The sequence below is a fragment of the Nostoc sp. genome (genome assembly GCF_036917355.1).
GTDB lineage: Bacteria > Cyanobacteriota > Cyanobacteriia > Cyanobacteriales > Nostocaceae > Nostoc.
The window spans coordinates 13,853-27,669 of sequence record NZ_JBALDP010000037.1; the positions used below are offsets into that span (position 1 = coordinate 13,853).

Annotated in this window: 11 protein-coding genes; 5 read left to right on the forward strand and 6 right to left on the reverse strand. The window is 42.1% G+C overall.

Features of this window, described 5'->3' with window-relative positions:
- Window positions 1–26: 26 nt before the first annotated feature.
- The 4 genes from V7K53_RS10740 to V7K53_RS10755 form a co-directional block, all read right to left on the reverse strand.
- On the reverse strand, window positions 27–1,019 hold the full coding sequence (locus V7K53_RS10740) for a beta-ketoacyl-ACP synthase 3 (protein ID WP_335197498.1): 993 nt from the start codon (window positions 1,017–1,019) through the stop codon (window positions 27–29).
- Window positions 1,020–1,201: 182 nt separating this feature from the next.
- A complete protein-coding gene (gene plsX, locus V7K53_RS10745; protein ID WP_289796733.1) occupies window positions 1,202–2,224 on the reverse strand; it encodes a phosphate acyltransferase PlsX in 1,023 nt (340 codons plus the stop codon).
- A 251-nt stretch (window positions 2,225–2,475) separates the two neighbouring features.
- Window positions 2,476–3,957, reverse strand: coding sequence for a leucyl aminopeptidase (locus tag V7K53_RS10750; RefSeq protein WP_335197499.1), 1,482 nt, complete (start codon window positions 3,955–3,957; stop codon window positions 2,476–2,478).
- A gap of 683 nt (window positions 3,958–4,640) precedes the next feature.
- Window positions 4,641–5,804, reverse strand: a complete 1,164-nt coding sequence (locus tag V7K53_RS10755) for an EcsC family protein (protein WP_335197500.1) — start codon at window positions 5,802–5,804, stop codon at window positions 4,641–4,643.
- 446 nt (window positions 5,805–6,250) lie between these two features.
- On the opposite strand from V7K53_RS10755, the gene V7K53_RS10760 reads away from it, so the two are divergent.
- Window positions 6,251–7,210 carry a hypothetical protein gene (locus tag V7K53_RS10760; RefSeq protein WP_335197501.1) on the forward strand — a complete coding sequence of 320 codons (960 nt, stop codon included), beginning with the start codon at window positions 6,251–6,253 and terminating at the stop codon, window positions 7,208–7,210.
- A gap of 99 nt (window positions 7,211–7,309) precedes the next feature.
- On the opposite strand, the gene V7K53_RS10765 is transcribed toward V7K53_RS10760, so the two are convergent.
- Together V7K53_RS10765 and V7K53_RS10770 are read right to left on the reverse strand one after the other, a co-directional pair.
- Window positions 7,310–8,137 carry an alpha/beta fold hydrolase gene (locus V7K53_RS10765; RefSeq protein WP_335197502.1) on the reverse strand — a complete coding sequence of 276 codons (828 nt, stop codon included), beginning with the start codon at window positions 8,135–8,137 and terminating at the stop codon, window positions 7,310–7,312.
- A gap of 257 nt (window positions 8,138–8,394) precedes the next feature.
- The gene (locus V7K53_RS10770; RefSeq protein WP_335197503.1) at window positions 8,395–9,120 is read right to left on the reverse strand and encodes a lysophospholipid acyltransferase family protein; all 726 of its coding nucleotides are present in this window, start codon (window positions 9,118–9,120) and stop codon (window positions 8,395–8,397) included.
- Between the two features lie 379 nt (window positions 9,121–9,499).
- On the opposite strand from V7K53_RS10770, the gene metG reads away from it, so the two are divergent.
- The 4 genes from metG to V7K53_RS10790 all read left to right on the forward strand — a co-directional run bounded on the left by metG (window position 9,500) and on the right by V7K53_RS10790 (window position 13,607).
- The gene (gene metG, locus V7K53_RS10775) at window positions 9,500–11,104 is read left to right on the forward strand and encodes a methionine--tRNA ligase (protein WP_335197505.1); all 1,605 of its coding nucleotides are present in this window, start codon (window positions 9,500–9,502) and stop codon (window positions 11,102–11,104) included.
- 167 nt (window positions 11,105–11,271) lie between these two features.
- Window positions 11,272–11,901 carry a LabA-like NYN domain-containing protein gene (locus V7K53_RS10780; protein ID WP_229548002.1) on the forward strand — a complete coding sequence of 210 codons (630 nt, stop codon included), beginning with the start codon at window positions 11,272–11,274 and terminating at the stop codon, window positions 11,899–11,901.
- The gene (gene lptC, locus V7K53_RS10785) at window positions 11,901–13,109 is read left to right on the forward strand and encodes an LPS export ABC transporter periplasmic protein LptC (RefSeq protein WP_335197506.1); all 1,209 of its coding nucleotides are present in this window, start codon (window positions 11,901–11,903) and stop codon (window positions 13,107–13,109) included. The genes V7K53_RS10780 and lptC overlap by 1 nt, the downstream gene beginning before the upstream one ends.
- A gap of 96 nt (window positions 13,110–13,205) precedes the next feature.
- Window positions 13,206–13,607 carry a metal-sensitive transcriptional regulator gene (locus tag V7K53_RS10790; RefSeq protein WP_335197507.1) on the forward strand — a complete coding sequence of 134 codons (402 nt, stop codon included), beginning with the start codon at window positions 13,206–13,208 and terminating at the stop codon, window positions 13,605–13,607.
- Window positions 13,608–13,817 lie beyond the last annotated feature (210 nt).

Below are 13,817 nucleotides of genomic sequence, written 5' to 3' on the forward strand. Positions count from 1 at the left end.
ATGACTAATGACTAATGACAAAATATTTATCTTCCCCATTGAAAGATTGCCGCGCCCCAGGTAAGACCGGCACCAAAGCCGGATGTCGCAACGATGTCATTGGGTTTAATTTTACCTTGTCGTACTGCTTCATCTAAAGCTAAGGGAATGGAAGCAGCGGAGGTATTGCCGTACTGGGCGAGATTACTTATAACTTTATGTTCTGGGATGTTTAGCCGTTGGGCAACGGCATCGATAATCCGCTGATTGGCTTGATGCAATATCAGCCAATCTATTTGATCGACGCTAATATTGGCTTGAAACAAGGCTTTATCAATTATTTCTGGCACTTTTTGCACAGCAAAACGATAGACTTCTTTGCCGTTCATCGTAATCGGTTGGTAAGTGCCTTTGGTGATATTTATATCAGTCAGCAGTTCTTGAGAAGTTCCTGCATAAGCAAGGTTGAGGTAATGATTTTGAGTACCATCACTTTTAAGGGCAAATCCTAATAAGCGATCGCTTTTGGCAGCTTGTAACACCACTGCTCCAGCACCGTCACCAAACAATACACAAGTCCGCCGATCTTCCCAATCTACCCAGCGAGAGAGGATATCTGCTCCGATCAACAGTACATTTCTGTAAACACCAGTTCTAATGTATTGGGCTGCTGTAACCAAACCAAACACAAAGCCGGAGCAGGCAGCGGTTAAGTCAAAGGCGACTGCGTTGGTAGCTCCCAATTTAGCCTGTACTTGACAAGCACTACCAAACAAATCATCAGGGGTGGAAGTCGCTAGCAGAATCAGGTCTAGGTCTTCTGGTTTAATACCCGCAGCTGCGATCGCCTGGCTGCTGGCGGCAGTAGCGAGTACACTCAAGGATTCAGATGGCAGAGCTAATCGCCGTTGACGAATTCCCGTTCTTGTGGCAATCCACTCATCTGATGTTTCAACTAGTTCGCTCAATGTTTCGTTGTGTAGGGAAGTTGCTGGTACTGCCGAGCCGCTTCCGGTGATTCCTACGCCTAAGTTTTGCACTCTTAATCTCCCAAGCTATCAGCTTTTTGTCTTTTGTCCTTTGTCTTTTGTCCTTTGTCCTTTGTCAGTTGTCCTACCATACGGGAAGCCGCTGGCGCGTCTATGTCAGTTGTCAGTTGTCCTTTACAAATGACGAATGACTAATGACCAATGACTAATGACTAATGACGAATGACGAATGACTAACCGCTCTCGCGCTCTAGGATATATTGGGACTGAATTCGTTGTATTACTTGGTTGTCAACAGCTTCTTTTGCCATGCGAATTGCATTAAAAATTGAAGGTGCTTGGGAGCTACCGTGACCGATAAAACAGACTCCTGCCACGCCTAGCAGTAAAGCACCACCATGTTCTGCGTGATCCATTCGCTGCTTAATCCGCTTCAAGTTAGGTTTTAAGAGTGCGGAACCGATTTGACCGTGCAATCCTTGGGGTAATTCTTCCCGCAAAATTTGCAGAATCACTTCTCCGACGGCTTCGGCAAATTTTAACAATACATTACCTACAAAGCCATCGCAGACAATCACATCAAAGCGACCAGAAAGCACATCACGCCCTTCAGCATTACCAATAAAATTAATTTGGGAATTTTCGCGTAGCAGTTGGTGGGCGCGGACAGCTGCATCATTGCCTTTCGAGTCTTCTTCACCGATATTCAACAAACCCACCTTCGGTTCAGCTGTACCCAAGACATACTTACTGTAAGCCGATCCCATAACGCCAAACTGCTCTAAAAACTTGGGGCGACAATCTACATTTGCGCCAACATCAAGTACCAGCACTGGCTTACCAGCAATAATTGTGGGGAAAACTGTCCCGATCGCTGGGCGATCGATTCCTGGCAATCGTCCTAAGCGGAGCAAAGCTGATGCCATAGCTGCCCCAGAGTGGCCGGCAGAAAATACGGCATCTGCCTTTTCCTGCTTGACTAAATCCATCGCCACATTAATAGAAGCCTTGCGTTTGCGTCTAACTGCATTTAAAGGCTCCTCATCCATTGCGATCGCTTCCTCCGCAGTTACGATCTCCACCTGCCCTAAACTTGTTTTTGATGGCAAGGCAGCTTCTATTTGTTGGGGATCGCCAACCAACAATATATCTACACCCAATTCTTCTCTTGCTCGCAATGCGCCAGCAACGATTTCACCGGGTGCATGATCCCCTCCCATTGCGTCAATTGCGATCCGTACGCGAGTCGATCCCATTGCTCACAGCTTCTAGAAACCTTACAAATTTTACCAGATGGCAATGCCCGAAAAAGCTTAATTTTCTGACCGCCAAATTAATTCTGTTACTATTGCAACAATTTTTACTGGCAAGCTCAAGATAGCACGAATTGTTCTGGAGTAGGGAGTAGGGCATTGGGTAGAGGGACAGAAGTGCAAAGGGGCGAAACTGACTGCAACCTCTTTCTTGCTCCCTACTCCCCTGCCCCCCTGCTCCCCTGTCCTACTCCTTATTCCCCGCTTCCCAGCACCCAATCAACTAGTGTCCGAACGCCGTAGCCAGTTGCCCCTGCGCTGTTGTAGCCATTTTCTTTATCTGTCCACACTGGGCCAGCAATATCTATGTGCGCCCAAGGGGTTTGTTTGACAAATTGCTTGAGGAAAAGGGCAGCGGTAATTGCACCACCTGGACGCGGCCCTGTATTTTTCATGTCCGCTATCCCAGACTTTAACCCTTCAAAATATTTTTCTTCCATTGGCATCCGCCAAATCTTTTCCCCTGAACTTTCCGCAGCTTTTTCGATTTGGGAAGCAACACCTTCATCGGGAGTGTACAAACCAGCAATATCCTCACCCAAGGCAATCACATTAGCACCAGTCAGGGTGGCTAAATCAACGATCGCATCTAAGCCCAGTTTGTCGGCATACACCAAGGCATCTGCTAAGGTCAAACGTCCTTCTGCGTCAGTGTTGTTGACTTCGATTGTTTTGCCATTTGATGCTGTGAGAATGTCTCCAGGGTGCATGGCGTGACCGCTAATCATGTTTTCGGTCGCTGCTGAGATGAAGTGAACTTCCGAATCTGGCTTAATTTGAGCAATTGCTTTGGCTGCACCCAAGGTGGCAGCTGCACCGCCCATATCAATTTTCATGGTTTCGATGCCGCTACCAGCACCTTTAATGTTGAGTCCGCCGGAGTCGAAGGTTAACCCTTTACCAATAATTGCTAATTTCTTTTTGGGTGTACCTTCTGGCTTGTAAGTTAGGTGAATGAATTTCGGTGGCAAATCGGAAGCTAGGGCTACTCCCAAAAATGCGCCCATACCCAACTTTTCACAATCTTCTCGTTCCAGAATTTCTAGTTGTAAACCGTATTCCTTGGCGATCGCTTGAGCAGTTTCCGCTAAAGTAATTGGCGTGACTGCGTTGGCTGGTGCTGCGACTAATTGCCGTGCCAAATTTACCCCAGAAACAATTTGATTGGCGCGGGTAATGGCAGCTTCTTGTCCACCGAAACCCAGTAAATCTATACTTTCTATTTGTGAACCTTTATCTTCTGGTTCTGATTTAAAGCGAATATCTTGGTAAAGTGCTAATTCCACACCTTCTGCGATCGCTTGGGCACTCGCTGCTGGATCGTTGTTCCACAATGGAAAACTAAAACCCAAAATTTTGCTTTTTTGCTTTTTTCCTACCCTGGCTACAGCCGCAGCAGCACGGCGCAGAGTATCTAGTTTTAGTGCATCTGGTTTACCTAAACCTACCAAAATCAATTTCCGCACTGGGCTACCAGCATTTACACGGGTGAAAATAGTGCTATTGGCTTTACCTTTAAATTCTTCTTCGGCAATCAGTTCTTTTAATACCCCAGAAAACTTTTGATCTAAAGTAGCTAGTTCTCCGGTTAACTCTACTGCATCTTCAAATAATCCAATTGCCAAACTATCGCCTGCCCACTCTAGTAAAGGCTTATCACTAGGTTGAATTGTCATTTTGGGATTTTGTGTAAATATTCCTTCTTGTACCAGTATTGCTCAAAATTATGGTTTCATGGTGAGGGGAGTGGGTATTGGGTATGGGGCATTAGGCACTTGTACTGAGCGTAGTCGTTGGCGTGGTCACTGAGCGTAGTCGAAATGCAGCCTCTCGTAGAGAAGTATTGGGCATGGGGGAGTAGGGAGCGGTAAGTATAAGTTAACGAATTAGTATAAATCGCACTCATTAACGAGTCTTTGATCCTCGTTAATCCACCTCAGAACTCCGTTAACGAGTCTTTGATACTCGTTAATCCACCTCAGAACTCCGTTAATGAGTCTTTGATCCTCGTTAATCCACATCAGAACTCCGTTAACGAGTCTTTGATACTCATTAATCCACCTCAGAACTCCGTTAACGAGTCTTTGATACTCATTAATCCACCTCAGAACTCCGTTAACGAGTCTTTGATACTCATTAATCTACCTCAGAACTCCGTTAACGAGTCTTTGATCCTCGTTAATGAAGCTGTAATCTCCATTCTTTTACCTGACTTTTCGTGTTACGTGGAAAAGTCCACTAAAAACCTAACCCCCTAACCTCCTTCCCGTGTCGGGAAGGGGGAAAATTCAAAGTCTCTCTCCTTTTAGGAGAGAGATTTAGAGAGAGGTTTTCCAGATGCCGTGAAAAGTCACATTCCCTATGCCCCTATTGTTGTATCAATGTTAAATTTTCTGGCGATCGCTGCTATTATTTCTTGCTCAAGTGGTGTAGTCTTATTGTCAAGCTGGGCAATTTTTTTACACTGAACAAGCAAGGGTATAGCAAAATCACGATTCAGCTGATTGAGCAGTATATCTAAAGACTTAGGTGATTTAATATTTTGGGCAATGGCATCCAACGAGGTAGGACTGAGTTTTACAGCTTGTAATTCTGGCAAAATTTCTTCCAAAGTCTTATCTGGATGGCTAGCCAAAATCATGTGAACTAAGATTTGATCCATGACGGCTTCTTGAGCGATCGCACTTTCTAGATACTTTTCACTTTCGGCTTTTAATGTTGCCAATGTCTGTGGCGATGCCAGAGAAGTAGATTCATCCAGCTTGGTTTCGTAAAATCTACAAGCAGCATACCCCAAAGAATAGATCATCGTCGCATTGGAACTAGCTCCAATAACTGCACCCGCCAAGGGCACATTTCGCAGCAAGCCTAACCCCGCAGCTTTCAACAAACGCCCTCCACCCAAAGCCAACCCAAAAATTGCTAAAATTTCACCTTTACGGGCAGGATCTTTTAAATCTAGTCCGTAGACAGATGCAATTTGATAAAGCATTTCTGACTGCAATTTTGTTGTGGCTGTTAAATCAATTGCCAACAATGCCACTGCTATTCCTGGCAAAAAACTAGTGGCTAGTCCAACTGTGGCTGCTTGAGTTGCTTTTTCCACCATGATTCGGTGAGCAATCTGGCTAGATGATTCATTTGGATACTGTTTTTTGAGCTTGTTTACCGCCGCTTCTGCTTGTTCTAAGTCAACAAGGTTAGTATCATTAATGAGCCAATTAAGATTTAACACTCCAGATAGTTTTCTAATCAGCCAATTTTCGCTGAGGCGATTCACAACCTGACCGCTGGTTTGAGTTGTTTGCTCAATTAACTTGTGTGTTTCTTTTGCCGTCGCTTCTCCCGCCCCTACTGCTGTATCTAAAACTGCTTGGCCAGTCTGAATAACAGTTTTAACAAAAGACTCTAATACAGACGGTTCATTTTCTACTGATGATTGAGCCTGAATTTTTACTTCTGAAGTTTGTGTGGATGAATTAACTAATTTATTCACCTGTATTTCTTGCGATTTGTCTGCCATTGCTTGACACCATCTTGTAAAGCCTCTCTCTTTAAACTTGTAGCGAAAGTATGAGGAGCTTGACATCTCCCGACAAGTACAATTTCTAGATAAACTAGATCAATAATTCTGGTTATGCTTTTAGGGAAGCTCGTAAGGCAATATAGGACTCATATTTTATTTTTGAAAAAAATTCGGTACACCTTAATCTTCTGAAATTCTCTTGCCTATTGCCTATTGCCTATTGCCTATTGCCTACCTACGCAAGTTATTTCAGCAATCAAACCGGATTCCTATATTATTATCTATATTGCTCCGTATGAATGTTACGTGCCTATTAGCCCTACGAAACAAATTTGTATAACAGATACGAAAAATCTTAAATCGGTTTTGTATTTGTAATAAGTTCAGAAAGCTTAATAAAACAAACTAGTTGAATTTTAGCTATTATCCGTTCGAGTCTTCGTATGAAAGTGTTTATAAGTTGGTCTGGTAAAATGAGCCACAAGGTTGCTAGTGTGTTACGTGACTGGCTGCCTTATGTAATACAGGCTGTTAACCCTTTTGTCTCTTCTGGAGATATTAACAAAGGTGAACGTTGGGGTGATGTGCTTGCTAAAGAGCTTGAAGATACAGAATTTGGCATTATCTGTTTAACACCCTATAACATTAGAGCACCTTGGCTAAACTTTGAAGCAGGAGCATTATCAAAGTCTATCGATCGCTCATTTTTGTCACCATTTCTCTTTCGTGTCGATCCTTCTGAACTACAAGGGCCTCTGTCACAGTTTCAATCCACAGTTTACGAAAAAGAAGATGTATTCAATTTACTATCCAGCATCAACAAGAAGTTGGGTATTGAGAGAAGGTTGGAGCATGAAATTCTCAGAAAAACATTTGATGTTTGGTGGCACGAACTTAAGGAAGCATTAGATAAAGTTGAGGATAGTGAAGAGGGTGAAACTGAAACTGGGTATAAATGGTTATACACTCCAGGCGAACTTAATAAAATTGAGGTAAATACTGATTGCAAGTCAATTTGGGTCGTTACTCCTTCCCCCTACCAAGATTTACAGAATACCTGTGTCAAACAAGTGGTGCAGAAAAATATAGGGCGTGGAATAAAATATACATTTATCGTCCCATCTTCCGATACAACAGAGGAAGCCAAGGAAACACTCCAGCACATTTTTTCATCACACTCAGAGCAGTTCACTATAAAAGAAATCTCTCATCAAAAATTTCACAGTTTAGCTGCTACGCATTACCTTGTCTTGAATCCTGAAGAAGACGAATATTATACCTTGAAGGTATTTCTTGAATTACCGCTTAAACAGCGTGACTATTGGATAGAAGTTGACAACGAAGCAGCTTTCGACTTTGTTGCTCGTTTTCATAAGATGATAGAAGAGGAAATAACTATTTAGCAAAGTGTATTACTTAGCCTCAAGATGTAAGGCTACCTAACAAGTGCGCTTTTGAGAGCAAACTTACTCATTTTGGAAAAACAGCGATCGCCCCTCACCTTATCCTCTCACCTCTAGTCCCGTACCTTTATCAGCTTTACTTTCTAAAAAGTCGTTATCTTTAAGAATTTCATAGAGATTAGTATCTTGCTCTAGTAAGCAAGCGTGTCCGCAATTGGGCAACACTACAATCTTGTTATTTGGTAAGATTTTCCCTATCCGGTTGACTTCGCTTACAGAAGGCAAAAGGCGATCGCTAGCACCGGCAATCAACAAAACTGGTTGAGTTAAACGCCTTAACTTTTCCTCATCAATATCAAACTCTCGCAGTAAAGACAACCGCCAAAGAACGGTTTCTGCTGGGACAGAACGCATCGTTTTTAGTAAATCGTGGCGATCGCTCCGAGAAATGCGTGACAAAGATGCTAAAAATGGCAACAAGCCTAGTGCGCCAATATCATATAATCCTGTTGGCACTAAGTAAGTTAACTGGGATGCCCAACTTAACCAAGGGCGAAGATGAAAGGACGAAGCTGGGTTAATTAGGATGATTCTCTTAAATAAATGGGGTGCTTGGATTGCCACTTTCATTGCCAAGCAACCACCAAAGGACTCACCACACAAGTAAACTGACCTCTGAGAGCTTTTTTCCAATTCGGCGTCGATCAAGTCCAATACACTTTTAGTGAGGGCATCCCAAGTGTTAAGGTCTTTCCGGGGGAGTGCCAAAGAGCGCACATCAAAGCCAGTTTCTAATCCTGCGGTTTGCGATCGCAATAGTTGACCAGTTCCATCCATTCCTGGCAAATATACCAATAGCGGATACTCTGGCTGTACTCGTTTAGGAGTCAGAAAACAAGGGTTTAGCTCAACTTCTGTGATAGTCATTGGTCATTAGTCATTAGTCATTGGTCATTGGTCAATGGTATAAAACTTTTGGACTGCGAATTGTTGCTTTTGTGAGCTTCGGTACTTTTGAGCAAAAACAAAAAAGTCTCGGAACAAGCTACTCAAGGTTGTGCAGACAATCCAAAATTGTTCGACTGAGCGGCTTGCCTTGAGCGTATCGCTAAAGCGAAAGCTCCGCTAACGCGTAGCGTCTCGTAGAGAAGTCGAAAGGAGCCGAAGTCCAAAATCGAATAACTCTAATAGCAACCTTGACGCAGTAAATTGCTAATTTCGCCCTGACAGTGTTCTGTCAGTTCAGCCACAACAGTTCTGGCGTGTTTGCCATGATATTTTTTATGATGTTGGGGCGTAATCCAATAAGGACGACCGATTAACACCGCAACTCGACGATAAATTACCAAGGGATGCCAACCATTTTGATTAAATAAAGGTTCTGAAGGGTCAAATACACTTAAAAGTCTTAATGGAAAGCCATTGGTGTTTACTTCTTCTAAGGAAGCGATCGCGATCGGCAAAATAGCTAAATCCTGCACATTCGCTCGTAATGCCAAATGGGCAAATCCCCGCTGAAACTCACCCACCTGGTTTGGCTGAGTAAATTTCACCATTGGTGCAGTCCCTTCTGGAAATACTCCCACCATCTGCTTGGACTGCAATAGCACCTGTGATTGCGAAAAAAAGCTTTGCTGGCGGTTTTGAGTTTCTTCTAAAGGAAAACACCCCAATTGACCGGTGACAATCTCCCGCATGACTGGAACTTGTCCCATGTAGTGATGGCAGGCAAAGCGAATCGGACTCGATAACGCTGCCATTAAAATCAGTGCATCCATAAAGCTGCGGTGATTGCTGACTACCAAGACGCTCGCATCCTGCGGAATGCGGTCTTCGTAATAGCGGAACATTTGCGTTGAGAATGCCGCCACCAAAGCGCGAGAAATCTCTAGGGGGCTATTTCCACTCATACCTAATCAATATATTTTCCGGTAAATATGGCAATTCGTCTTAATTTTATTTTTACATTTCTTTACTATTGCCATGACCGTCTTAAGATAGAAATATCTAATCTACAAAAGTAATTAGATTTTCTGTATTCTCGATTATGTATTCTCGATCACAATAATATCTAATATAAACTATTCGAAAAAATTATGATTAGTTAATTTCCATTTTTTAGGTAAAAATGAGTTTGATTGATGCATATTACAAAACAATTGTGGACTTGATAAATTTGCTAGTATGAAGATGTCATTGGAAAAAATAGGAATAATATTGTATAATTGCGTGGTTTTGCCGCCAAAAGCTAAGAGATAAAACGTTTTAATAAGTTAATTTTTATTTTGCATGAATCTAGTGAATAAAACAAAAAAGACATTTGCACTTACCACACCCCTATATTATGTAAACGATGTCCCCCATATAGGCAGTGCTTACACGACGATCGCAGCCGATGTATTGGCGCGATTTCAGAGATTACTGGGATATCAAGTATTACTAATTACAGGTACAGATGAACATGGGCAAAAAATTCAGCGATCGGCAGAAAGTTTAGGCAAAGCACCACAAGAGTTTTGTGATGAAATTGTCCCTAGTTTCGTGAGTTTATGGCAATTATTAGATATTCAATACGATCGCTTTAGTCGGACTACTGCGCCTCATCATCAAGCGATCGTGAAAGAATTCTTTGAGCGAGTCTGGGAATCTGGTGATATTTACCAAGGACAACAACAAGGCTGGTACTGCGTATCCTGCGAAGAATTCAAAGAAGAACGGGATCTGCTAGAAGGACACCGTTGCCCAATTCATACTAACAAAGAAGTGGAGTGGCGAGACGAACAAAACTATTTTTTCCGCTTATCCAAATATCAAACTAAGCTGACAGAATTTTATCAATCTAAACCGGATTTTATTCAACCAGAAAGTCGGCGCAACGAAGTCCTCAGCTTTGTCAATCAAGGACTGCAAGACTTTTCCATTTCACGAGTGAATTTAGATTGGGGTTTTCCCGTACCAGTCGATCCCAAGCACACTCTCTATGTCTGGTTTGATGCGCTGCTAGGTTATGTCACAGCATTACTAGAACCAGATGCAGAACCGACTTTAGCAAATGCGTTAGAAACATGGTGGCCAATCAACCTGCACCTAATTGGTAAAGATATTCTGCGCTTTCATGCAGTTTACTGGCCAGCAATGCTGTTGTCAGCAGGCTTACCCTTGCCAGAGAAAGTCTTTGGGCATGGCTTTTTGACAAAAGACGGGCAGAAGATGGGCAAAAGTCTGGGTAACACCCTCGATCCTGTGGCATTAGTTAAGAGCTATGGTAGTGATGCCGTTCGTTATTACTTCCTTAAGGAAATCGAATTTGGTAAGGATGGAGATTTTAATGAAGTTAGGTTCATTAATGTTCTGAATGCAGATTTGGCAAATGATTTAGGTAATTTGCTCAATCGCACTTTGAGCATGGTGAAAAAGTACTGTGCTGAGAATAATGTCCCATCAATCGGCAATGAAGGGATTCCTGACGAAAATCCTTTGAAAGCAATTGGTTTACGTCTAGGGGAACAAGTAAAACAAGCATACCAAGAGCTAGCTTTCAGTCAAGCCTGCGTGGCCATACTTTCATTGGCGCAAGCCAGTAATAAGTTTATTGATGAACAGGCTCCTTGGTCATTATATAAACAAGGACAGCAGGAGTCGGTGGAAAAGGTTCTCTACGCAGTTCTAGAATCGGTTAGACTGGCAGCTTATCTGCTATCCCCAATTATTCCGAACATCAGTAGCGATATTTATCAGCAACTGGGCTTTGGAATAAACTTTAACGATCGAATACAAAGTTCAGTTAATGCTCCTTTTGCCACCCATGCTACATGGGGACTACTATCGAGCAAACAACAGTTAGGTAAACACCAACCTGTTTTTCAGCGAATAGAACTCCCGAAAAACGATTAGTCCTTATCAAACTCTGATTTTGTTCAATTTTTTTATTTTCTCACAAAATTTATCGTGGCTTAATTTAAATTAGCCGCGGAACATTATCATAAGCCGCTGTGACTAGCATCTAAAAGTTGGTAATTTGTATCAAAAATAACAGGGATAAAAATTGAGGTATCACAATGATGTTGAATAATTTGGAAAATGATTCAATCTTTACGCCAGAACAGGTTTTGGAGAATCGAGGTAGAGTTGCCATATTTATTGATGGCTCAAATTTATTTTACGCTGCACTGCAACTAGGTATTGAAATAGATTACACGAAGCTATTATGTCGATTAACAGGAGGTTCTAGATTACTGCGTTCTTTTTTCTATACTGGCGTAGATCGGACAAACGAGAAGCAACAAGGGTTTCTGCTGTGGATGCGTCGCAATGGCTATCGAGTCATTGCTAAGGATTTAGTCCAGCTACCAGATGGGTCTAAAAAAGCTAACCTGGATGTAGAAATAGCAGTAGACATGATGGCGTTAGTAGATTCTTATGATACCGCAGTTTTAGTCAGCGGTGATGGAGATTTAGCTTATGCGGTCAATTCAGTCAGCTATCGTGGCGTGCGGGTAGAAGTTGTGAGCTTGCGTTCGATGACCAGCGACAGCTTAATTAATGTAAGCGATCGCTACATTGATTTAGAAGCGATCAAAGAAGATATTCAAAAGAACCCTCGCCAAAGTTATCCATACCGGCCGTTATCTGGTATCGGTTTTTTGGAAGACCCCAGAACTAGTGATGGACACCTAGAAATCCAAGAATAATGGCGTATCAATTTCATAAAAGAGGGAGATGGGAAAAGAGAAAAATTCAAAATTTCTTCCCCACTCCCTCCTTTCTTATTTTACCTTTGACTTTTTTCTTGGTATTTGGTTTAGTCGCTTGTGGAGGCAAATCCCCCCTAGCTTCGCAACAAAATACTGCGGATTCATCTAACAAAGATAGCAATTTGACTTTCTTTGATGTCACCCTAGAACAAGCAGATGAAGTGGGAAGACCAATTTGGAAAGTCAGGGCTAAAACCGCAAAATACACCAAAGAAAAACAAATTGGTCAGGCTGAAAGTCCTTATGGTGAACTATATCAAGATGGCAAAATTGTTTACCAAATCAAGGCAGATGTAGCAGACATTGAACAAGATGGGAAGCAGTTGTTTCTAAAGGGTAAGATATTTGCCACAGATCCTAGTAATGGAATTGTGTTGCAAGGTAATGAATTAGAATGGCGTCCTAAAGAAGATTTGTTGATTGTTCGTAACAAGATTAACGGCACTCATAAAAAACTACAAGCAGTAGCGCAGGAAGTGCGAGTAAAAACCCGCGAACAGCGGATGGAATTTTCTGGAGGAGTGGTAGCAAATTCTATAGATCCCCAGATGCAAGTGAGAACTGAACATTTAATCTGGAATATTAAAGAAGAAAAACTGATTGGCGATCGCCCCCTAGAAATTGACCGCTACAAAGATAATAAAATTAGCGATCGCGGCAAGGGAAATTCTGCCGAAGTCAACTTAAAAACAAAAATTGCCACTGTTCAAAAAAATGCTCAACTAGACTTACTAGACCCACCAATGCAAATATCTAGTAATTCTATGACCTGGAACATGAATGCAGAAACTGTCACTACAAACTCACCTACGCGCATGTTCCAGCGTGCTGAAAATGTCACAGTGACAGCTAATCAAGGCGAAATGAAAATACCGCAAAAAACCGTTTACTTAAAAGGTAACGTCAACGCCGTTGGTCAGCGTCGCCAGTCTCTAAGATCCAATACACTAACTTGGTATTTAGATAATAAGTTAGTTGAAGCTCAGGGAAATGTTATTTATCGGCAAGTTGACCCACCATTAAATTTTGTGGGTGAAACAGCAGTTGGGAATCTGCAAACAGAAAATATTGTTGTCAAAGGTGGCAGTTCTAGCGGTAGGGTAGTAACGGAGATTATTCCTCAAGAAAAAGCCAATCGTCAGTAGTAAAGTTAGGGTGAATGGAACCCACCTTCACCCAGAAATTTTGGGTTGGTCGAGTACTAAACTAGGATCTTAGTAATACAAGCCTTTTGGTAGCCCATGAATGGATCAAACCGATTAGGTAAGGAATCCTTGCCAACATCCCAGCAAGCAGAACATTCCGACTATCACGATACAGACCACGAGCATACAGATCGGACTCATGGAACTGGAGAGTCGGCTCATCCTCACGTCCATAGCGAAGAGTCATTACGGCGAATTGCCAATAGATTATCGCGTATAGAAGGACATGTTCGTGGTATTAAAACAATGGTGCAGCAAAATAGCCCTTGTCCTGATGTTTTACTGCAAATTGCCGCAGTGCGGGGCGCATTGGATAAGGTAGCGCGAATTGTTTTGGATGAACATTTAACTGAGTGTATTGGTAGAGCCGCACAAGAGGGTAATATTGACGTTGAAATTAAACAGTTAAAGGCTGCTTTAGATCGATTTTTACCTTAAGAATTAGAAAAATCATAAATTAACTAACACTACAAGACATTTTGTAGAGAAGCAATATTTGGTGTATTAACTCAGGCAAAGGGTTATTTATGCCAAAATTAATACAAGTGTTTTATATTTATAGCTAATGGTCTGGGCAGTTCCAAAACAATTGCACAGTGTTACATTATACGCTTTAAAGTGTATTATGGTAGGCAGATTTTGGTGTTA

What these genes read in the sequence shown, in the direction of transcription:
- plsX (WP_289796733.1), bottom strand. Translation starts at nt 2,224, where the DNA reads ATGGGATCGACTCGCGTACGGATCGCAATTGACGCAATGGGAGGGGAT.
- V7K53_RS10750 (WP_335197499.1), bottom strand. Translation starts at nt 3,957, where the DNA reads ATGACAATTCAACCTAGTGATAAGCCTTTACTAGAGTGGGCAGGCGAT.
- V7K53_RS10755 (WP_335197500.1), bottom strand. Translation starts at nt 5,804, where the DNA reads ATGGCAGACAAATCGCAAGAAATACAGGTGAATAAATTAGTTAATTCA.
- V7K53_RS10760 (WP_335197501.1), top strand. Translation starts at nt 6,251, where the DNA reads ATGAAAGTGTTTATAAGTTGGTCTGGTAAAATGAGCCACAAGGTTGCT.
- V7K53_RS10765 (WP_335197502.1), bottom strand. Translation starts at nt 8,137, where the DNA reads ATGACTATCACAGAAGTTGAGCTAAACCCTTGTTTTCTGACTCCTAAA.
- V7K53_RS10770 (WP_335197503.1), bottom strand. Translation starts at nt 9,120, where the DNA reads ATGAGTGGAAATAGCCCCCTAGAGATTTCTCGCGCTTTGGTGGCGGCA.
- metG (WP_335197505.1), top strand. Translation starts at nt 9,500, where the DNA reads ATGAATCTAGTGAATAAAACAAAAAAGACATTTGCACTTACCACACCC.
- V7K53_RS10780 (WP_229548002.1), top strand. Translation starts at nt 11,272, where the DNA reads ATGTTGAATAATTTGGAAAATGATTCAATCTTTACGCCAGAACAGGTT.
- lptC (WP_335197506.1), top strand. Translation starts at nt 11,901, where the DNA reads ATGGCGTATCAATTTCATAAAAGAGGGAGATGGGAAAAGAGAAAAATT.
- V7K53_RS10790 (WP_335197507.1), top strand. Translation starts at nt 13,206, where the DNA reads ATGAATGGATCAAACCGATTAGGTAAGGAATCCTTGCCAACATCCCAG.